Raw genomic sequence first — 19,332 nt, 5'->3', positions numbered from 1 at the left:
TTCCGCTATAAGCAACTGCACGCCTCCAGGGCTCACGCTCTCCCGCACTTCTTGAGATTTAATTATTTAGTTTATTTAGTCAACAATTTTTCACAGTTTTACTACACCGACCGGCACGCTTTGGCCTCAAGAGATCGTCACGAATTTTCACGCTTAGCCATGAGCACCTTGCTCCGCCTTTAGGCGCGCGAGTACTTGGCTGGCAGACGAACCGCCGACCTTGAGGGCCGAGCGCAGCGCATCTCTTGTAATGCCCCGTCCGTACCGCTCGCGGTAGGCGGCGTCGGCCTCGCGGGCCAGGAGCAGCAGCTCGTCTTCGCTGCGCAAGCGGCGAACCGCTTTGGCGCTGCTGCGGCGCGGTACGCGCGCAGCTGCTGACTTGCTTGGCCGGTCTCTGCCAATGTCGTCGGCTGCCACCGGAGCAGGCCGGCTGTCATCCCCGGCTGTCGCCTGGGGTCGGCCCGGGGACGGCCTCAGAACGTCCCCTTTATCTACGGCCCGCCTCGTGACATCTGGTGCTGAAAGGTCATCCGTCTGCTTGCGGAGCATCGCCAAGTGGGTGACAAGCCCCAAGATTACCGGCGGTACCGAGCCGACGCCCAGCACCACCGGCCAAGTGACCGCCAACAGCCCGGCGTCGATGAGGTGCCAGGCGGCGTTGCCCAGCAGCGACAACGCCACCGCGCCGGCCGCGTTCCTCCGCGCAAAGGCCGCGGCTCGCGGTGAGGCTCCACGGGTCAGCCAGACCCGGATAGCCGTCAAGGCATAGGCGTCGATGGACAGCGCGAACAACGGCGCCATGTACGGCGACCAGCCAGCTGCCTCCGCGATGTTCTTCAAGCCGTCGAACGAGCTGAAGGCCGCCGACAACGCCGCCACGCTCAGGCCAAGGCTCACCCAGATATCGCGCAGCGGCTTACTGGTTGCCTCCGCCAGCCGGGGAGCGGCCGGGCTCGCCGCAGCAGCATCTTGGACAGTCACTTCGGCGAACACCCGAAGTTCTCGACCCAGTAGCCGCCCGCGTGGCCGCATCCGAGCACCACGTAACGAGGGTTGAGAATGTTGGCACGGTGGCCCTCGCTGGCCATCCAGGCTTGGTGTACCTCCCCGACAGTGCGGAGGTTCCACGCGATGTTCTCGCCGCAGCCCCACGGATAGCCCGCGGCCAAGGCCCGGTCGGAAGGGGACAGTCCTTCGGGAGCCCAATGGGAGTAGAAGTTGCGCTCCAGCATGTCGCGGGCGTGACGTTCAGCGGCCAGGGCCAGCCGCTCGGACCACGCCAATGGGCGCAGCCCGGCGGCCTGCCTGGCCCGGTTTACCAGATACAGCAGCCGACGTGGGTTGGCGCCGGACCCCATGACGATCTCCAGTGCCCGGCCTTCCCAATCCGGTGAGCGGTGGGGATCACTGGGCATACGGGTCGTCGTCCTGCCCCGGGTGATCCTCGTCGTCGAGCCCATCCAGGGCGTCGAAGTAGTCCTCTTCGTCCGGCTGGCGGCGCTCGTCCTGTTCGCGGTGGATGGCTTCCTGCAGTTCGCGCAGCGAATCTTCGCGCTCCTGCTGCAAGCGGTCGTTCAGCCGACCGACGATCTTGCGGTGTGGCTTCCTTGGCACTTCATTCGTGACCCCTTTCGTTGGTTGAATTGGTTTGGTTCTTCTCGACGGCTGGTGCTCGAGCGGCTTTAGGCCCGCTGGCGTGCCAGCCAGATATATGCGCCGGCCGTGAGGACCAGCAGGCTGAAAACCACCGCCACGCCCCACGGCCCGAGCTTGTTCGCCAGGATGTTCAGGCAGCCGAAGGCCATGGGCATGAACGCCATGACGGCCAGGCACCCGAAGCCTTTGCGCAAGCGGCGCTTGGGCTTGGGCATGAGCGGGAGGTCGATCACCGGCGTTCGCTCCACTCACCGTCGATGATCCGGCCAGTTGGCACGCTGGCACGGCCAGTAGCAGCCGTTCCAGGCCGAGGCCACAGCGTTGCCCGCCCTGGGCGAACCGGATGGGCGGCGTCGTACTGCTCGGCATCGCGCCGCAGCTGGCGCATGGCGACGGCCTTGAGCACGGCGACGTACACCGTGAACACCATGGGGAAGAGCACGATCGCCCATCTCGGCCAGCGAGCCTTGATGGCTTGGCCGTACTCCTCCCACAACACGCTGAGGACGATCCAGGCGGTCACACCGAGCACGTAGCTTCCGAAGAGGACGATGACAATCGTCACGACCGTCCTAACCACCGAAAATCCCCTGGGCCCGATCGAGACGACGGGAGTAGTTGCGGATGCGCTGGATGAGCAGCTCGGCCTTGACCGGGTCGTTTCCGGCCAGGTCCCGGGCGTAGTCGATGACATCGGAGATGCTTTCCATGCATCTGATTTCCGTGTGTTCAAGGGAGTCGATCTTTGCCGACGCCATACCGGTCTCCCGAAACAGTTCGAGCAGCTTTCCGCGCATACGCCGATCCAATGGCAGCATTGGGTAACGCTGAGCGGCGCGGCGGACGAGTTCGTTTGATGATGACACGAGATCTCCTTTGCAAAGTGAATTCTTTGAACGTGGGCGGGCTGTTACCCGCCCACGCCCGTGATTGGATCCGCGTTAGCGGCGATTACGCCGGGCGCCCATTGCGCTTCGGGCGTCTTTAAACCATTGCCAAATGCGGCCGAAGATGAAGGCCAGGGCAATGAGGCCGAGGGCGATAAGGACGATCCATGTAATCGCCAGGTTGTCGATGGCTTCGCTTGCCAAAGCGAAGTGGTGGTAAGGCATATACAGCCTTCCTTTCAGGACATGGGAGTCCGGTTTGCAGTTGTCAACAGACGACCGATTCGAGCCATTGCTCGCCGGCACGTAGCAAAAATGCCCGAAGGGTGCCTGAGCCCGAAAGGTTTTAGCAGCTCAATCTCGTGAGCCCGTACCTCAGTACAGGCTCACTACGAGCTCAATGGCTCACGTGACGTTGCTTTCCTTGACTTCAAGATCAAATGGATGTTAACTGTAATCAAGAATGGAACAAGAAAGTCCACAGGCAGAAAGGCGTGAGCGTCCGCCATATCCAGAGGCGGGAAAGTTCAATGTTGGTTCGATGGACGACGAGCAAATCGTCCTGCTCGGGCGAGCGCTTGACAGGGAGCATGAGCGAACACATCAAGAGGGGGGCAATTCCAAGAAAGACGAAGAGAACAAGATTGCCTATCTGCTTGAGCACCTCGGCGCCGACATCGCCCAAATGACTGCCGAAAACCCCCAACGAGGCGAGGAGCTCCTTACGCAGTTGGCATACAGCGACAATCCATACGAGCGAAATATCGTGCTAGCTGCCGCTATCCCGCTCGGGCTGATCGACTACGAGCTCGCCCGGGAACTGCTGTTTGTCGTCCACGAACTTCAGAAGCGAGACGGTGACGGGGATGGGGCAACCGGATGGATAGACGGCTTGATAGATGTCCTTCGCCAGGCCGGGCGTCATGACCAAGCCGCCGATCTCGAACGGCGCTGGACCGAGTACTGGCCCGAGGGATAGATCCAAAGCTTCCGGCATCATAGCGGTATGAGCCTGTGGAGAGAGCCGAAGCGTCGTAGCGAGCTAAGAGAGGCGCTGGTCGATGTGGCCGAGGCACCTCTGGTCAACGTTTTTCGTCATCCAGGCGGCGAAGACCAGAAGAAGTTCCCGATCTTAGCTGAAGCGGCTCATGAGCTTGAGCCTTTTTGGTGGGCAAAAGGTCACTACAATACAGCGCTCACTGAAATGATTCGTCGCGCTATTCAATCGCTGCCGCGAGATAAAGGCCCGGAACGTCCGGGTGAGGACTTCGAGATGTCATGGCAGGAGATTGCTGCGACACTCTTCGGTTTCGAGAATATCGACAAGGCAAGCAAGGTAGGCACGCGCAAAGCCTATTCCAGGTATCGGCAAGTTGTGGCTGACGCTCTCGCCCCCACAAGCGAAGGGACCTTCAAAAGGAGGGTGGCCGACGCCTTCTCTTTGCTCGCCGACGGCTTGGCATCGCTCAACGTTCAAGCTGAAGAACTATCATTGCCGACGATATCGGCAACTGCAACTGCGATTTCCGACCAGCAGGACACCGACACGACTAAAACGTCAATAGCCGCGGCGGAGCCGACGCTAGCCGTCGCAGGAGCTGATAACCCTCCTTCATCTGAGACTTGGCAGCAAGAACCCGAACACCGGCCCTCCAATGGTTTTGGTTCGAAAAGGACCAGGTTGGCGGTCTACAGCGGTATTGCGCTTCTGGTTATGGCCATCGGCCTTGCCAGCTTCATTACTCTAAAGTCGTCGCTTGGTACGACCGACACCAATACTTTGATAGAGGCTTGCGGTCACAGCGGCGCACCCTTGACGGCCCGCATCGTTGAGGTTGACTTTCCGCCGATCAGATGGATAACAGCAGGAAAATTGCCAGACAGCCTATTAGAGCAGCTAAACGCCCCAGGCGGGAATGTGGATATTGACCAACTGCTCGCACCTTATGATCTAATTGTGGAAGGTGCCGACGGTCGTCACAGGCTTATACTTATTGGGCAATGCAAGCGTCCAGTGGTGGTGACCGCAATCCGATCAAAGATCGTTTCACAATCGGCGCCTTTAACTGGAGGCTACCTGTTCTTGCCGACGCAAGGTGATGTGGATGTCAAGAGCGCCGCGTTGAACCTAGATCCACCCGGTGGAGCGGAAGCACTCGAATACGATGCGAACGCAGGTCAAGTTAAAGGACCGTTCTTCGATAGAAAAATTGCAAGTGTCGCTGATGGCGAGACCTACCCAGTCGACTTATATGGACAGACCAAGCGTTATACGGTGGAGTGGAAAGTGGTTATTGACACTGTCATAGGTGACAAAGAAATCAGCATTGAAGCTGACCTGCCGAGAGGCAAGCCACTGCGAAGCACCGCCATCGTAGAGCAGTATGAGTCATCTTTCATATTTAACCACGAACCGTTTGCCTGGGAGAATTTGAAGGGCCGAACACACTAGTGATCGGCTGGGCGTACAGCAAATGTACGTATATTGTCCGCTACAGTCTCGGTACCGGAATCCCGCTCCAACTGGAGTCGAATCGTTGCTGTCTTCGTATCCCTGACCGTGACAAGGGTCGTTTTACCATCGAGAGGGGCTGCGGCCTCAAAAGAACCGGACTTGATTTGTGTCCACGAATGGTCCTTTTCGAGACGCCAAAGAGCCGGCTTGGAGGGCTCCACCTGCTTGTCGTCAGAGGAGCAAGAATTATGGATTGCATAGAGATGGCCATCCGAGCCCCACACAGGGAAAACAATCGAGTTGCCACCTTCAGGGAGATCCTTCGGTTGTGGAGGCTTGACCGTAACCTGGTTTGCGGAGCCAACTTCTAGCAACTCCAAATTTTGCCTTGTTTGACATCTCCCAGCATGAATGGTCGTGACGACAGCAAACCACGAACCTCCAAAAACCGTCGTTCCCGCTCCCGCGGCCTCTAAAGAAGTGTCGCTATCAGCTGAACGTTCCTCGACGTGGCCGTCTGCCAGGCGCACAGCGTATACGGTTTCAGGGCCACCATACGCAGATACATCCTCCGGATTCACAGCCGCAGCCAGCACCCAACCATCGGCTTGCGCGAGCAGACGCACTCGTTCAAATTTAGGTAACGTTGCCACCACTTGCGTCGATGCGGTTGTCAGGTTCGCCATCAACACCTGATGCTTGTTGTTGGTAACGGCGAATTCTTGATTTGGGCCACCAACGACCGTTTGGCAAAACGGACATGACGCACGGCGCTGCAAACCTACCTCAATCTCCATGCCGACGAGCGTCGCCGCTTCTGTCCCCGGGTTAGCGATTGTCGCAACAAATTTGCCATCGCCACTCCAAGCGAGTGATTTACTTGCCGAGAAGGGTCCAGTTATTGTGGTCTTGCCTGTGCCAGACACGACGGTCATCTCAGTTGCGGTCAAGTAGGCGTAGGTGGCCGATATGCGCGGACTTTCCCACGGGCGAACAATCCAAACCACGGCACCTGCGACAAGCAGCCCGACAGCGATTACTACCGCTAACGTCGTTTGTTTCCGCAATATACTCGCTCCTCGCTTACGCGTCGACGAACCACTATGTCAACTCCCTCCGATCCAAAGCCGGCCGACAGCTGTCGAATCAAGGACACAACATAGTCGGTTAGTCACCTCCACCACCCCACCCCCAAATCCTCCGGCCGCCCCTGGCAACTCCTCCCCGCCGTCATCAGCCACCGGGATACGTGGCACCTTAGGCTTTGCCCCATCCGTGCGCCGCCATCGCTCGCCGCAGCCGCTCAACACAGGCCGTGGACGTGTCCCAGCGTGGAGTTGCCGACCCGACGACTGGCGGCGCGGGGGTGGCTGTCCCGGCCGGCGGCGCACTCGCTGGCGCGCCTCCTCGAGATCGGCTCCTCGAGCTTCGCCATCCCAGGCGTCGGCCTCATGCCGGGCGACATCGGCTTCAACTCGCCGGCTATGAGAAGCCAGGGCCACCATACTGTCGACATTAGAACCGTGTCCCTCTTGGTGGGACACGGTTCTCGTGTTTCCTGTGTAGTTGTCTTTACCATTTCATTGACGTTTATTTAAGACCATGCATATTTGATAGGGCCCATTCTCCCTTTTGCACTCAGCGACGCAGATTAGAAAGGATGCTCCGTGCCTATTAGCGTAATCAGGAGACGATTCACCCGTCTTCGGGCTGCTGTAGTCCGTGCCACGTATCCATTCAGGCCTGTGACTGATCAGGCGGTTTGGGGTAGCCAGGGGTTGCCGGCCAGGGCGTTGCGGATGGCGTCGAGGGGGTGGATGCCGTGGTTGCGGGCGGTGGCCAGGTAGGAACGCACGAGGCAGTAGCGGGCGGCGGTGCGCACGCTGCGCCAGCAGCCGCCGATCTTCATCTGCAGCTTGACCATGCGTTGGGGTTGCTCACAGGGGTTGTTGGTGAAGGGCACGGCGAAGTCGACGGTGAACCGCCAGACCTGGGTTGCCTTGTCCTGTAAGCGTTTTGCCAGGGTGTAGCCGGGATGGCGACCGGAGGGCCAGTCGCGGTGCCGGTTGGTCAGGATGCCCCAGGTCACGGCCTTGTCGTAGCGCTCCCGCAGGTCGGTCAGCAGCTCGGGGTCCAGGCTGACCGCGCCGCCGGCTTTGGCTTTGGCCACCGCCGCTCTGGCGTCGGACAGCGCCGCGGCGGCCGGTTCGGTCCAGCCTCGCTGCACCCGGTACGGGTCAGTGTCGAGTTCGCCGATGCCACGAAGCGACCGCAACAGATGCGCGCAGCACAGCTGCACAGCTTTCAAATCCTTGTCGTACTTGGCATACGCGGGATAATCGTCACGCACCAGCGTGCCCCGGTAGCCGGGCAGAATCCCGAAGCCGTCCAGGGCATCGTGGCCGCGGTTGTCCGCCGCGCCGAACCACACCAGCTTGTCGGCACGAGCCGTATACACATACAGCAGCCGGTCATCGTCATCACCGGCGACCCGGGCCGGGGTCTCGTCATGGTGCATCACCGGTGCCGCCCGCAGCGCGTCCTTGAGCACGGTCTCGAAGCCGGTCAACGCGTCGGCCAGCCGGGCGACCAGGCCGCCGGTGAACCCCGTGGACACCGGGGCGTCCAGCAGCACCCCCATCAGGTCGGCGGCCCGCTCGATGCTCATGTGCCCGTTGCACGCCAGCAATGCCGTCGCCGCACGCACGTTGGGCCCGTAACAGCACGGCCCGGCCACACCAGCCGGTGCGGCCGCGCGGGTCACCTGACCGCAGCCGGCACACGGCACGGCCATCATCTGATATTCGGTCACTTCCAGCTTGACCGGCGGCGTGTCGAACACCTGAACCGTCGATACGACCCGTCCGGCACGGCCGGCCAGACTCTCGCCGCAGCCATCACAACATTGCGGCGCAACCACTTCGACCCGATCCGGATGGGCCACCCGTTGCAGATTACGGCCCTCATGCCCGGCCTGCCCACCACGAGCCCGTGGCGACGGTTTCTTCTCACGCTGCTTGGCCCGCTTGGCCCGAGCCCCAGGCCCATCGGATCCGGGCGGCATGGACGAGTTCGACGAGTCCATCCCCACCCGTCGCTTGAGCGCCTCGATCTCGGCCAGCAACACGGCGATCACCGCATCACGTTCGGCCAAAGCAGCAAGCAGCTCCTCGCGGCTCAGACCGTCGTCGGGATCGGACACACGGCCAACAATAGGAACCCGTACTCCATCGACCCACACACAACCGAAATCAGGCGCACCCCACCCGAATCAGACATCTGGATCAGGCACGGGCCTGAATGGATACCTGCAGCCTTGACCGAGTTCAGGTTATCGCCTTCCAGGCGCAGTGTGGATGATCGAGGTTGCAGCTTAGGCCGGCAGTGTTTAATTACCTGAAGATTGTCGGACTTGAAATCTCCAGTACATCTTCCGCGATTTGTATCATTGCACCGTTATTGTGGTAGCCAAGTAAACCCATGTCACAGGCATCTTCGTTGGCCTCTGACGGTCTACAGTTAGGAAAGTTCAACGAAATATAGTTTTTCGAGCCGACTTCTCGTGCAAGGCCAGTTGGCGCCGCCGTATCTATAGTCCATTTCTGACGTTCGAGTTTCCATACGGTCGAGCCAGCAGGCATCTTCGTCGCGGTAGGCGCACCTTTGACACTACAGGTCCACGCAGTAACGGATGCACGTAGCTTCCCGTCTCGGCCCCACCAGAGATCCTGGATTATAAACCCGCTATCCTCACCGAGTGTGGTCCCGACAGGAGTTATAGCAGTTATGTCAGTCTCGAAAGTATCGCCTTTCAATTGTGTCACGTGAACTGAGAAGGTGGCCTGACAGCCGCCGGGAATGTGTCTGGTGGCGAAAGCAAAAGTCGGCCTATCTTTTCCTGCCGCCTCTGTGACTGCTCCAAAGATGTATGAATTGGCTGACGGGTAATTGCCGATGCTCTGCCCACCCGACCCGTCTAGTGGCGTCAGCTCGAAACCCTGTTCATGCCTTGGAGAGCGGTGAGTTTTGCGTGTGGCTATATAGTTCTGAGAACTTCCTATAAAATCATCCACATCAAAGTAAAAAGCGAGCTCTAGCCCCGACGACATGCCAGTCGCGAAGTGGAACCTTGTGAATTTTGAGACGTCTGGCCACAACATTGCCAAAACGTCGTCGTCCCCAACGGGCGTGATGTCAGTACATCCCGGACACTTAATCACCTTCACTTCGCCAGAGTTGGTGTTAACTACATAGAGCTCCCGCTCAGGTGCCGCAGTTTCCTTCAGTCCCTCGGTAAAGAAAGCAATGTATCGTCCGCTGTGCGTCCAAACAATCTTGTTCTCGCGGGTATCGAAGTCGCTGAACCGCCGAGGTACACGTACGACCTCGTGCGAACCGTGCATAAGCACAAACTCGTTCCTAGTTATGTACCCGTAAGTGTCTTTGCCGGTAGACGACGATATGTTCGGCCAGAGGATTAAGAATGTTGCAGACGTGATCAGCAGAAGGCCAACAATTGCTACAACTAGGTAGACCAGTCGTGTCCGTGGCATAGTCGCTCCTCGTAATCTCCGCAGAGCACACTATGTCAACTCGCTGCAGATAGAAGAGGGCTGAAAGCTGTCGAATCAAGGACACAAAGCGACGAAGTGGATCATCCAATCCAACTACCTTTTTCGATCCAGAACGTTGCGCCCGCGTAATGACTCGAAGCCGCCGCCTCTCAACGGCGCGGCTGCCACACCTTCCCTGAATGGTTGTATCGGCAGCGGCTTCAGGTTCTAGCATTCCCTACGCCCTTAGGTGGTCGTCCAATGCTTACCTCATTCGCATTCTCGCTTGCCCAATCATGCCCGCCCCTTGGTGCATCAGGCTGCACGGAGTGAGCCGTCGTGTCCCATGCCGAACAGCTTGCCCTTTCGCTCTTACTGTCATGCATGTTCTTCGGTTCGCTGGTTGTTCTTCCTGTGAGTACTTAACGTCCACACAAACCCCACCCCGCTCCTCGGCCACACCCAGCCGTCGAAGGCCAGTGAGACCGAAGGCGTTGGAGCGGTCGCCGGTAACCGTGAGATCTGCGGCCGCGTAGCACTGGCAATGTGGTCCACGACCTTCACCGCCTGGATTCCACAGCCGCCATAGGACAGCTGGAGGTTGAGCCCGCGTGTTGGCCGGCCAATGTCCAAGTGAAGTAGCCGCCCTTCGCGCCGAACCAGCACCCGGAAGGCATACGACACCTTGTGCCGGTTCTTCGCCTCAAGCTCTGGTCCGGCTTGGACGGTATAGACCTGCGCGCCTTTGCGGCTCGTGCGGCGGATTCGTTGTTCGTGCCCGTCAACGCTGAAGTGCAACAGTTCGAACACCTCAGGCGACGCGGCATCCAATTGGGACGACGGGGCAAAGTACCAGGTGGTTGTCGAGGTCGGGTCCTGCAGGAGTTCGCGGTATTCCTGCTCGTTCGAGACGCAGGAGAAGCGCATCGGCGTGGTCAGGGGTTCGACTTCGTACTCCCAGCGAATGGTCGCTTCGAACATCGAGCCAGGGCCGGTCTTCGGACCGCCGGACCACGGGGTCAGGGTGATTCCAACCTTGGCGTCGAAGCACCGGGTTGGCGCTTGGACGACTTGCTTTCGGATGTCGCTGTATACCTCTGCGGCAAGCGTGCGGTCCCCGAGCCTGAGCGCCAGGCAGTTTTCCACCACACGGTCGAGCGTTTCCGGTGAGGCGACGTTCGTCAGCGATTCGGGCGTGAACGCGAAGCCTTCCACCACCGCATCGCGGATGGCCGGCGCCTCTTCCCGCAGGATGGTGCGCAGCCGCTCGTTGTCGCGCTCCTCGGCGTCCTGGCGGCTGATGAACTCAAAGATGATCGCAATGAGCCCGATGCCAAGCAATGTTTCGCCGATGGTGGCAACCGGAAGCCGCGCGATCCAGGCCCAGCTGTCTACCGAAGGAGCCCACGCAGCCAAGAGCAATAGTCCCGCACCGACAGCAAGCGCTATCCAGGCGAGCAGTGCCAATTTGGTCTTGTAAAGCCGATTGAGCGGCGTGTTCATTACAAGATCAATATAGCACATATTGTGGATCGTAAATATATGAGCGCCCGCTTCGAACAGCAGCGAGCCTGGCCTACCGCCAGGCTCGCTGCGAGTTGCTTATGTGCGGAGGTGCTTTGTGGGTCTAGCGGCCCGGCCGCGTGTAGCCGCCACCGTCGCCACCGCCGTTACGCATGCAGGTCATTGTCGATCACCTCCATCCACCTGTGGCTCAAGGGGTTGAAAGCCAGCTTAGACATAATTAACCAAGATGTACAGTCATGAGGCATCGAGTCTTAAGGTCAATCGTCTCTGGATTCTAAAGCTTAAGACGTATGAGCTTGGGTCTGTTATGACAAAGCAGCCCAACTCGGACTCCACCGCCACGCCGGTATCCAAAGCCACCGAGACATTCGGCCAGCGCGTACGCGCCCGCCGCGAGGCTCTCGGCCTCAGCCAGGAGAAGCTCGCAGACCTTTGCGAACTCCACTGGTCGTATGTCGGCCAGATCGAGCGTGGTCGACGCAACCTGACGCTGCACAACATCCTGATTCTGGCCGCCGGCCTCCAAGTGGACCCAGCTGAACTGGTCCAAGGTTTACCCGCGCCCAAGCCGGAAGAGCGCAAGCGGACTGGCCCCGCGTGAAGCGCGGGGCGGGATCATGCAATGAGAACCGAGGCTCCAGGCGGGAGTTCCAGAGCCTCGGTTCCGTACCCTTGGTGGCTATCGATCAGGTTGCTCGCCGTCATGCCTGACGCCGATCTTCCCGATCGTGACAATGCGGAGCTGCCACACCCTCATCGTTGATACGTCATCACCACCAAGGGAGTTCCCTTCGCGTCGAACCCCAGAGACCTAGGCGTCACCTAGAGTCCGGCGTTTTCGGGATCAAGGCCGCCGACCGGAAGGCCGAAATATCGGGAACCTGTAGATGACCTCTCTTCCTTCCGGCCGTCGGCCTTGGGGCGACAGCGGGACAGTCGGGCCGCGAAAAGCCGTTCCCGGCCACGGGAGTTGAGGGCTTCTCGCGGCATCCCATCCCGCCGTCACGGATCACTCTGCCGGCTTCCGGTAGTAGCGAACAGAACGTCGACCGCGCGTTGGCCGCGCATTGATGTTGCCAAGTACGCCCTGGTCTGAACAATGGTCCTCAAATACCAGACGTGATCCAGACACGAAAGGCGCTCGCATGAAACGGATTCGGTTCGTCCAGCGACGCAGGACCGTTGGCCTGACCCAAGAGGTGCTGGCGGAACAACTCCATGTTGACGTCTCGACGGTGCGCCGTTGGGAACACGGTCAGTCTGAACCGCAGCCCTGGCAGCGGTCGAACCTTGCCATGGCGCTCAAGGTTTCCGTCGAGGCGCTTAATGATCTGTTGAGCGACAGGTCGGAAGGCCGCTACTCACTTACGCCCTTTCTTCAGGCACTCCCACTACCGCAAACGTCGGAGCAAACAGACGACGACATGGCGGTCATGGACGCCTTCCGTCTCGCCGACCGACAAGCTGGCGGCGGGCAGCTCTACGCCACGATGACGGATTATCTAAAGCAGACCGTCGCACCGCGTTTGCTCGGCGGGGTCGAGGAAGACGAAAAGCTCTTCGCCGCCGCAGCCGGACTCACTCAAGTGGCCGGCTGGATGGCACACGAGGCGGGGCGTGACGACGCGGCCAACCGGCATTTCCACCGCGCGCTCCGGCTGGCCGTGGCGGCAGGCGATACCGAACTGGCGGCAGATGTCATGATCGGGCTCAGCCATGTCGCGAACCAACACGGGCAGCCCGCAGCGGCGGTTGCCTACGCTCGACGCGGAGGCGTATACCTTACCGTCAGCCGGCCGAATCGCGATGTCGAAGCCCGGCTACATGCTATGGCCGCCCGCGGCTTCGCCGCCATACGCCAAGAGAAGGAGTGCACGGCACAGCTCAAATCGGCCGAACAAGCCCTGAAACGCGAACCAGACCCGAATGCCTCACCGTGGACCAGCCAGTTCGACCACGCGGCACTCGCCATGGAGTCCGCCCGCTGCTTTCGCGCACTCGGCCAGTTCGAGAGTGCCAAGCGCGCCGCCGAGACGGTGCTCACCGTGCGGCCTGCCGACCGGCCACGCAGTCGCGGCTTCGCTCAGCTGAGCTTAGCCTCCGTCCTGATCGCCGAGGGGAAGATCGACGAGGCGTGTCACGCAGGCCGGGAGGCGCTCGACTCCACCGTCAGCGTCAGCTCGTCTCCGCTGCTCCATCAGTTCGCCCGCCTGGGCCGCCAGCTTGACGGGCACCGCCGTAACCATGACGTCGCCGCATTCCTAGAATTGCTCCAACCGGAGTTGGCCGCCCGTCACCAGAGGCTGGGGATCGCCAGCTCGTAGCTTGAAGGGGACGGCCTGGCGACCTTGACCGAACCACCGCTCTACGAACGCGACCCCGAGGCGTGGAACGCCCTCCTGGCCGAAGGCAACCGCACCCAGGCCCGCAAGCGCGTCGGCGCTGACGTGTTGTTCCGTGACCAAGCCGGGCGGATCCTGCTGGTCGACCCGAACTACAAGCCGGACTGGGATTTGCCCGGTGGTATGGCCGAAGCTAACGAGCCGCCGCTGGATGCTGCTATACGGGAAGTGCGCGAGGAGTTGGGCATTGAGTACCACGGCGGCCGGCTGCTCGTCGTGGATTGGGTGGCGCCGCACGGGCCGTGGGATGACTCCTTGATGTTCGTGTTCGACGGCGGTGTGCTGACGACAGAGCAGCAGGCTGCGATCCGGCTGGATAGCGGCGAGCTCAACGAATACCGCCTTGTTACGGAGGAGGAGGCCAAGCGGTTGCTGCGGCCGTACGTGTGGCGGAGGGTCGAAGGGGCGCTGAAAGCAGCGAACGCCGACACTGCGACCTACCTCAGGGACGGCAGCACGGCGTAAGCGAGCGACCTACAAGATCATTGACGTTCTCGCATAAAGTGGAGACAATATACTTCGTAGACAGATATCGAGAAGAACAAGATGCCGAGAAGAGACGAAGCAACGCTATTTAGTTGGACATCAAAAGCAAGTGATACTGAAGACGCTCGCTACGAATGGACCAAATCGGCGATAAACGCCGCTTTGGCCGATTGGTCTTTTGATGGGCAGAGTTTTGACGTCTATGCCAAAGGATCATATCCGAACCACACCAACGTCGTTCGAGATAGCGACGTCGACATAGCTGTCGAACTTACCGGAATCACCAATCACGAGTTCATCCATGGTGCCGAAGGTCTCTCGCTCGACGACGTTGGCATCACTCCCTATACCGGCAGCTACGACTTAAATCGCTTTAAGAACGACGTCGAACTCGCCCTGGCCAGGCAGTTTGGGCGAGGTGCCGTGATTCGAGGAGATAAGGCGATCCACATAGAGGGTTCGCGACAGCGCCTGAAGGCGGACGTTGTAGTTTGTCAGACGCTCGTATCTCACACAAGCCGACAGGGCCGATTTGAGGGCATACGGATAAGACCTGATAGCGGTGGGGAGATACACAACTACCCGCGGCAGCATCTAGCCGAAGGCATAAGAAAGAATGATGCGACCCAACGCAGATATAAAAGGATTGTTCGGATTCTTAAGCGCCTCGAGAATGAGATGGTAAGGGCTGGCGCAACCGCCGATATACCGTCGTTCTTAATAGAATCTCTGGTATGGAACCTGCCCGACCGAATCTTTAATAACAATCCAACGTGGACAACCAGAATCTCCGAGGCGCTTCACGTGATCCATGACAGCTACAAAACACAGGATAAGTGGTTTGAAACCAACGGTATCAAGTATCTCTTTCGTCCAACGCAGAAATGGGACGAAGCTCAGGCGGACAAGTTTGCCTTAGCCGCATTGAAGTATTTGGAGCTTATCTAATGCCAAGTGGCGCGTGGGCACGCGGAATTGTATTCATGGCAGCTGCCATATGGGTTGCGTTGGCGTTTATCCTTGGCGTGCCTGTTGATAAGCTCTGGCTGAAATATGTAGGCGTCATCGCAGCACTCGTCGTCCTCCTTCTCTTGGCTTTCGACGTCTTTGCTTGGCGCTGGCTTCCAGAATGGATAGTTAAGCGGCCCAACATCAGAGGGACCTGGCGTGCCGAACTTAGATCAAATTGGCTGAAAGATGATGGGCAGCCGCTTGTTTCAGAATGCTTTATAGTCATCCACCAGACTTACACGACGATGTGTGTCGAGGTCCTGTTCCCAGGGTCCGACTCGACCTCAACAAGTGCTGACATTGTTAAAGGCGGTGGCCGACCCTCATTATGGTACACATACCGCAGCGAGGCACATGCACCCAACCGGGACGGAAACCCTCCGCATCGCGGTGCTGTAAGTTTGTTCGTTGAGACATCGCCACGCCGGTCACTAGCTGGTGACTACTGGACAGAACGGGGAACAACCGGTCGTATTCAGACCTCTGGCCACTCGAAGAAGATTGCCGGTAGTTTCATGAGTGCCCAGAGCCTAGATTATGCCTCATAGAAGGACAATCAATCAGTTTATGTGGGGCTATCAGGCCCATTTCAGAACGAGTGTGCGATTCGCAGCTAACGCAGCGCTGGAGGCCATCGGCTTCAGCGGTGACCCTATCGTTTTCCTTGTTGGATTTAGGGTTGCTGGCCAACACGCTTTCGACGTCTGTGTCGAACCAGAAACTGGGCCTTATGCGCCTTCTGATTTTGCCAACGTTGCCGCGCGTTCAGAGGAGCTCTATGCGGCAAACCCCGAAAGTACTATTTGGCACAGCGCGGGACATGTCCATGAAGCTCGACACAGGGCATTGCGAGACAAAATGCGTGCAGAAGCTATTTCGGAGGTGTTCCGCAAGCACCATGCGGGTACCGGACGGACGTACTTCACCAGCTACTCGAGCCGCATCGCGGATTACGAGGTTCATGTCGTGCTTGGGATCTGGTCGGAGGCACTTGAAAATGTACCGCAGCTGCGGACGACCAGGCGTGAGAGGTTTGACGTCACACCCTCGCTGGTTCATGCGTTAATTGACGACATTCTGCATCGAGCTGCAACCACCCTCTATCTTCCTGATGCGGGTTCCAACCTTCATGCTCTTGGCGCGGCCAGTACAGAGGTCGTTCGGAGTGCCACGGAACGATTCGTTCGTACCGTGCTCATCTGTGCTGGCTTCTGGTTCGGCAACGACATCGACGGAATCTTAAGCGCGATTTCTGCCTTGCCATATGAAGGCCGATTCGGTATCGGTAAATTGGTTTTGGCCAAACAAGATGATAAGGCGGTCGAGGTCCTCATTCAGCTCAAGCAGCCTATTAAGATAAGGCATATGCGGGCAGTTCGAAAGCTTATGGAGGCCGGGGGTGCGGCGTCCGAGCTTCTCGTAGCAGAGCTCGACATGAGTGGAAAAGTGTACGGCCTTGGACGCGTGCGTGATGGTTACGACGAATCTTCGGAAACCGTCTTCGGCGTCTCAATACTTGGCCGCGGTGCATGGGACTTGATGCATGGCCAAACTCGACTCCTTAGCGTCCGGGACGGATTGGCGCAACTTCCCACACATGTGTTGGATGTGGATGCGTTTAAAGACGCAGTTGAGCGCCTAATTCCAGGTGCGGATGCGAATATCCTTGAACGCCTTGCACAAGTCGTCGCCGAAAATGATCACGGCGCCATGCTGGTTGTTTCTAGTAACGCGGCAGGCGAGGCTAGTCGGCTCTCTCCACAAGCATGGGCAGTCGAACCGACGTTGCTTTCTGATGATCTGGTACGCCAGCTCACCGCGATGGACGGCGCCATTCTTGTGGATGGCGAGGGTCGCTGCCACGCAATCGGAGTAATCTTAGACGGACAAGCGGCCGGTAAAGGCGACCCAGCTCGGGGAAGCCGCTTCAACAACGCAGTTCGGTACTTGAACAGTGATCCGCCCCCAGCGGTCATTGTCGTTTACAGCGCTGACGGCAGCATTGATGTGCTACCGCGCCTTGAGCCCAGGGTAAAGCAAAGTTCGGTAGCAGCCGCAGTAGAACACTACGTAAGGGTTGCAGCCGAGAGGCCGCCAGATCTTGCAGTCGTGTCTGATGCCTGGGATGCGGTTAAAGCGTTTCGGTTTTACTTGTCTGCCGACCAATGCAACCGAGCCAACCAAGCACGAGATGCCGTTAGTCGGTGGCGCCGGGAGAATACAATGATTGAAGTGATTGAAGCCGACTTGACGCCAGATCCGGACATGAACGCCACTTACTGGCTCTGAATATGACTCACCCCCTGACCGTTTCGAATAGAAGGCGCACTTCATGATCAGGGTGTGAAAGACCCCCGATGAGGTGCACGTCAAACATGGGAACGGATTGCCGGGCGGGCGCTGGTGCGCCCGCCCGATCTGTTGTCTCGTTCTCGGTCGACCGCCGCTGGCCCGGAATGCTGGGCACCTGGCCCGCGAGGCTGACGGTGGCCCGGCCGATGGAGTCGATCATCTCGGCACGGATGGCGACCTTGATCGTGATTTGCTGGCGGTGCCGGTCGTACCGGATCTCCAGCTGGAACGCGTCGAAGAGCTGCCGCTGTTGCTCGTCTGGAAGATCGAGAACGTCCAGGCTCACCTGTGGCAGCCGGTCGACGATGTCCCGCCGAACCTGGGTCGGTTGCCTGATCGTTTTGGCCAGCGCCTCCAGTTCGGCGGCGACGGCCTTCTTGCGCTTGCTGTTCTCGGCGAACTGAGTTTGCAGTTGCGATCTCCACTGCGCGTCGATCTCGGCGTCACCGGTGCTGGTCATCTGTTGCAGGGACAGGATGAGGTTCTTGTTGGCCGCGTCCAGCTCGTCGAGCTGCTTGGCGTAGACCGCAGCTGCCGCTTGGTGGTCTGACCGCACCGGCTCATCGACCGGGCTTTCCAGGTAGGTCAGCCGGTGCGGCCCGAAGACTCGCTCGTTGAAGAACCGGGCGACGAACGGGTCGATAGCGTCCTCGCGTACCGTCAATGCGTCCGGGTGCCTGGCGTACCAGGCTTCAGTCTTGTGGTGCTCCCGCTTGGTCACACATGCGTAGTAGGTGTCGTCGGCGCGGGTTATCCTGCGCCGGGTTTTGCCGAACATCCGGCGCGAACACAGGTCGCACAACAGGTACGAGCGGTACCGGTAGGTACGTTCGGTCTGCGGGTGCGGGTTGGCAATCGCCTTTGACCGTGACCCCTGCCGGTAGCGACCGACTGGACTGGCCGCATCGAAGTAGGCGCGCGTCGTCAAGGGCTCATGGGTCGGCTGAGGCGACCACACCCACTCGCTTGGCGGGTTGACGCGTCCCTTGACACCGCGTTCTGGCCGGGAACGCTTGCGGCGGTTCCAGACCATGTACCCGGTGTGCTTCGGGTTATCGAGAACTTCCCTTACCGCCGTGGGGGTCCACGCCCCGATCGCGGTGTTGTACGTCTCCCGCTTCACCGGGACGGGCGGCGGGTACCGGTCGAGGTCCGTGTTGAGCCGGTCCGCGATGTGCTGGTACGACAAGCGTTCCATGGCCCGCCAGGCAAAAATCTGCGTAACCACAGGCCCACGATCTGGGTCAATAACCAGGCGGTGCTTGGTAAGTCCTTCCTCCCGCTTGGCCTTGACCGGATGTGGGTGTACTTCCTTGAGATATCCGTAGGGCGGCTTGCCGATATTCCATCCCTGGGCCACGTGCTGCTTAAAGCCTTTCCATGACAGGTCAAGCATTTGCAGCACGTACCACTCGGAAATTGCTTGCTTGACCCTTCGGGTCAGAACCGATGTGGCATTCTTCGGCCCGCCGCCTTGGCGGCGGACGGCATTGGCGTCTATCCCCTCGTCGGCCGCGAGCAGGGCGACGCCGGCCTGTTCGAGTTCATGCTCGATTTTTGTTCCGTAGTAGGTGATACGCGCGATCCGCTCGACCGATTCGCATGCGACGGCTACGAATCGGCGGTCCGCGCGCTGCGCTTCGGCGAGCATGTCGGCGATGCCCCCGTCACGGGGCACTGGGATGTCGAAGGCTTTATGCGCATCTCCATGGCCCCGTAGATGAAGTGCGGTGCGACCCGACTCAACATCGTAGAAGTGAGCCACGATGACGAAGCCAGGCGGCAGGCCAACCCGGACACTCTCCAACTGGCGTGGAATCGACAGCGTCGGGTCCTGCCGGTCTTCATCGGAGGTTCGGGCTACGAACGCCACGGGCACGATGCTTGGAAGGTCGTCGTCCGCGCTGTGTTTGTCGGCGATCTGTAGCAGCCAGTCCATGACGTCAAGCTCGGAGCCGGACACGTCGTCAATCATCGCGACCGTCATTTCCACCCTCCCCAGG

The 19,332-nt window shown here is 59.5% G+C and carries 20 protein-coding genes; 8 read left to right on the top strand and 12 right to left on the bottom strand.

Going from position 1 to position 19,332, the window contains the following annotated elements; all coding sequences use genetic code 11:
- Positions 1–153: 153 nt before the first annotated feature.
- From DM816_RS13630 to DM816_RS42530, 7 genes are all read right to left on the bottom strand, one after another.
- Complete coding sequence (locus DM816_RS13630) at positions 154–993, bottom strand: DUF2637 domain-containing protein (protein WP_162907439.1); 840 nt, start codon at positions 991–993, stop codon at positions 154–156.
- Positions 978–1,415: a CAP domain-containing protein gene (locus tag DM816_RS13625; RefSeq protein ID WP_162907438.1), complete on the bottom strand. Its 438-nt coding sequence runs from the start codon at positions 1,413–1,415 to the stop codon at positions 978–980. The genes DM816_RS13630 and DM816_RS13625 overlap by 16 nt, the downstream gene beginning before the upstream one ends.
- On the bottom strand, positions 1,405–1,614 hold the full coding sequence (locus DM816_RS13620) for a hypothetical protein (RefSeq protein ID WP_117210591.1): 210 nt from the start codon (positions 1,612–1,614) through the stop codon (positions 1,405–1,407). Before DM816_RS13620 ends, DM816_RS13625 begins: the two co-directional genes overlap by 11 nt.
- A 68-nt stretch (positions 1,615–1,682) precedes the next feature.
- The gene (locus tag DM816_RS13615; RefSeq protein ID WP_117210590.1) at positions 1,683–1,889 is read right to left on the bottom strand and encodes a hypothetical protein; all 207 of its coding nucleotides are present in this window, start codon (positions 1,887–1,889) and stop codon (positions 1,683–1,685) included.
- The gene (locus tag DM816_RS13610; RefSeq protein ID WP_162907437.1) at positions 1,886–2,236 is read right to left on the bottom strand and encodes a hypothetical protein; all 351 of its coding nucleotides are present in this window, start codon (positions 2,234–2,236) and stop codon (positions 1,886–1,888) included. Before DM816_RS13610 ends, DM816_RS13615 begins: the two co-directional genes overlap by 4 nt.
- Positions 2,229–2,453, bottom strand: coding sequence for a hypothetical protein (locus DM816_RS13605; RefSeq protein ID WP_117210588.1), 225 nt, complete (start codon positions 2,451–2,453; stop codon positions 2,229–2,231). The genes DM816_RS13610 and DM816_RS13605 overlap by 8 nt, the downstream gene beginning before the upstream one ends.
- A 144-nt stretch (positions 2,454–2,597) precedes the next feature.
- Positions 2,598–2,849 (bottom strand): hypothetical protein, encoded by a 252-nt coding sequence (locus tag DM816_RS42530; protein WP_162907436.1) that lies wholly within the window; start codon positions 2,847–2,849, stop codon positions 2,598–2,600.
- Positions 2,850–3,084: 235 nt separating this feature from the next.
- On the opposite strand from DM816_RS42530, the gene DM816_RS13600 reads away from it, so the two are divergent.
- Together DM816_RS13600 and DM816_RS42525 are read left to right on the top strand one after the other, a co-directional pair.
- Positions 3,085–3,522, top strand: coding sequence for a hypothetical protein (locus DM816_RS13600; protein WP_117210587.1), 438 nt, complete (start codon positions 3,085–3,087; stop codon positions 3,520–3,522).
- A gap of 27 nt (positions 3,523–3,549) precedes the next feature.
- Entirely contained in the window at positions 3,550–4,995 is a 1,446-nt protein-coding gene (locus tag DM816_RS42525; RefSeq protein ID WP_162907435.1) for a hypothetical protein, read from the top strand.
- On the opposite strand, the gene DM816_RS42520 is transcribed toward DM816_RS42525, so the two are convergent.
- From DM816_RS42520 to DM816_RS13585, 4 genes are all read right to left on the bottom strand, one after another.
- On the bottom strand, positions 4,992–5,795 hold the full coding sequence (locus DM816_RS42520; protein ID WP_162907434.1) for a hypothetical protein: 804 nt from the start codon (positions 5,793–5,795) through the stop codon (positions 4,992–4,994). The two genes, DM816_RS42525 and DM816_RS42520, sit on opposite strands and share 4 nt — an antisense overlap.
- A 956-nt stretch (positions 5,796–6,751) precedes the next feature.
- Entirely contained in the window at positions 6,752–8,200 is a 1,449-nt protein-coding gene (gene tnpC, locus DM816_RS13590) for an IS66 family transposase (RefSeq protein ID WP_117210585.1), read from the bottom strand.
- A gap of 190 nt (positions 8,201–8,390) precedes the next feature.
- Positions 8,391–9,551 carry a hypothetical protein gene (locus tag DM816_RS42515; protein WP_162907433.1) on the bottom strand — a complete coding sequence of 387 codons (1,161 nt, stop codon included), beginning with the start codon at positions 9,549–9,551 and terminating at the stop codon, positions 8,391–8,393.
- A 378-nt stretch (positions 9,552–9,929) separates the two neighbouring features.
- Positions 9,930–11,054 (bottom strand): hypothetical protein, encoded by a 1,125-nt coding sequence (locus DM816_RS13585; RefSeq protein ID WP_117210584.1) that lies wholly within the window; start codon positions 11,052–11,054, stop codon positions 9,930–9,932.
- 331 nt (positions 11,055–11,385) lie between these two features.
- Between DM816_RS13585 and DM816_RS13580 the strand changes: the two genes are divergently transcribed.
- The 6 genes from DM816_RS13580 (at position 11,386) to DM816_RS42500 (ending at position 17,266) form a co-directional block, all read left to right on the top strand.
- Entirely contained in the window at positions 11,386–11,679 is a 294-nt protein-coding gene (locus tag DM816_RS13580; RefSeq protein WP_117210583.1) for a helix-turn-helix domain-containing protein, read from the top strand.
- A gap of 544 nt (positions 11,680–12,223) precedes the next feature.
- Positions 12,224–13,402: a helix-turn-helix domain-containing protein gene (locus DM816_RS13575; protein ID WP_162907432.1), complete on the top strand. Its 1,179-nt coding sequence runs from the start codon at positions 12,224–12,226 to the stop codon at positions 13,400–13,402.
- Between the two features lie 24 nt (positions 13,403–13,426).
- Complete coding sequence (locus DM816_RS13570) at positions 13,427–13,945, top strand: NUDIX domain-containing protein (protein WP_117210581.1); 519 nt, start codon at positions 13,427–13,429, stop codon at positions 13,943–13,945.
- Between the two features lie 81 nt (positions 13,946–14,026).
- The gene (locus tag DM816_RS42510; RefSeq protein WP_162907431.1) at positions 14,027–14,914 is read left to right on the top strand and encodes a nucleotidyltransferase-like protein; all 888 of its coding nucleotides are present in this window, start codon (positions 14,027–14,029) and stop codon (positions 14,912–14,914) included.
- On the top strand, positions 14,851–15,525 hold the full coding sequence (locus DM816_RS45785; RefSeq protein ID WP_425455241.1) for a Cap15 family cyclic dinucleotide receptor domain-containing protein: 675 nt from the start codon (positions 14,851–14,853) through the stop codon (positions 15,523–15,525). Before DM816_RS42510 ends, DM816_RS45785 begins: the two co-directional genes overlap by 64 nt.
- Positions 15,515–17,266 carry an anti-phage protein gene (locus DM816_RS42500; RefSeq protein WP_162907429.1) on the top strand — a complete coding sequence of 584 codons (1,752 nt, stop codon included), beginning with the start codon at positions 15,515–15,517 and terminating at the stop codon, positions 17,264–17,266. Before DM816_RS45785 ends, DM816_RS42500 begins: the two co-directional genes overlap by 11 nt.
- A gap of 7 nt (positions 17,267–17,273) precedes the next feature.
- Here DM816_RS42500 and DM816_RS13560 read toward each other — a convergent pair whose 3' ends face one another.
- Positions 17,274–19,316, bottom strand: coding sequence for a recombinase family protein (locus DM816_RS13560; protein WP_246001930.1), 2,043 nt, complete (start codon positions 19,314–19,316; stop codon positions 17,274–17,276).
- Between the last annotated feature and the right edge of the window lie 16 nt (positions 19,317–19,332).

It is taken from the genome of Allorhizocola rhizosphaerae, from assembly GCF_003426775.1.
GTDB lineage: Bacteria > Actinomycetota > Actinomycetes > Mycobacteriales > Micromonosporaceae > Allorhizocola > Allorhizocola rhizosphaerae.
This window is presented reverse-complemented; position numbering and strand designations above follow the sequence as displayed.

Coding starts and splice junctions, on each gene's coding strand:
- DM816_RS13625 (WP_162907438.1), bottom strand. CDS start 1,415: ATGCCCAGTGATCCCCACCGCTCACCGGATTGGGAAGGCCGGGCACTG.
- DM816_RS13605 (WP_117210588.1), bottom strand. CDS start 2,453: ATGCGCGGAAAGCTGCTCGAACTGTTTCGGGAGACCGGTATGGCGTCG.
- DM816_RS13600 (WP_117210587.1), top strand. CDS start 3,085: ATGGACGACGAGCAAATCGTCCTGCTCGGGCGAGCGCTTGACAGGGAG.
- DM816_RS42525 (WP_162907435.1), top strand. CDS start 3,550: ATGAGCCTGTGGAGAGAGCCGAAGCGTCGTAGCGAGCTAAGAGAGGCG.
- DM816_RS42520 (WP_162907434.1), bottom strand. CDS start 5,795: ATGGAGATTGAGGTAGGTTTGCAGCGCCGTGCGTCATGTCCGTTTTGC.
- DM816_RS42515 (WP_162907433.1), bottom strand. CDS start 9,551: ATGCCACGGACACGACTGGTCTACCTAGTTGTAGCAATTGTTGGCCTT.
- DM816_RS13585 (WP_117210584.1), bottom strand. CDS start 11,054: ATGAACACGCCGCTCAATCGGCTTTACAAGACCAAATTGGCACTGCTC.
- DM816_RS13580 (WP_117210583.1), top strand. CDS start 11,386: ATGACAAAGCAGCCCAACTCGGACTCCACCGCCACGCCGGTATCCAAA.
- DM816_RS13575 (WP_162907432.1), top strand. CDS start 12,224: ATGAAACGGATTCGGTTCGTCCAGCGACGCAGGACCGTTGGCCTGACC.
- DM816_RS42510 (WP_162907431.1), top strand. CDS start 14,027: ATGCCGAGAAGAGACGAAGCAACGCTATTTAGTTGGACATCAAAAGCA.
- DM816_RS45785 (WP_425455241.1), top strand. CDS start 14,851: ATGGGACGAAGCTCAGGCGGACAAGTTTGCCTTAGCCGCATTGAAGTA.
- DM816_RS42500 (WP_162907429.1), top strand. CDS start 15,515: ATGCCTCATAGAAGGACAATCAATCAGTTTATGTGGGGCTATCAGGCC.
- DM816_RS13560 (WP_246001930.1), bottom strand. CDS start 19,316: ATGACGGTCGCGATGATTGACGACGTGTCCGGCTCCGAGCTTGACGTC.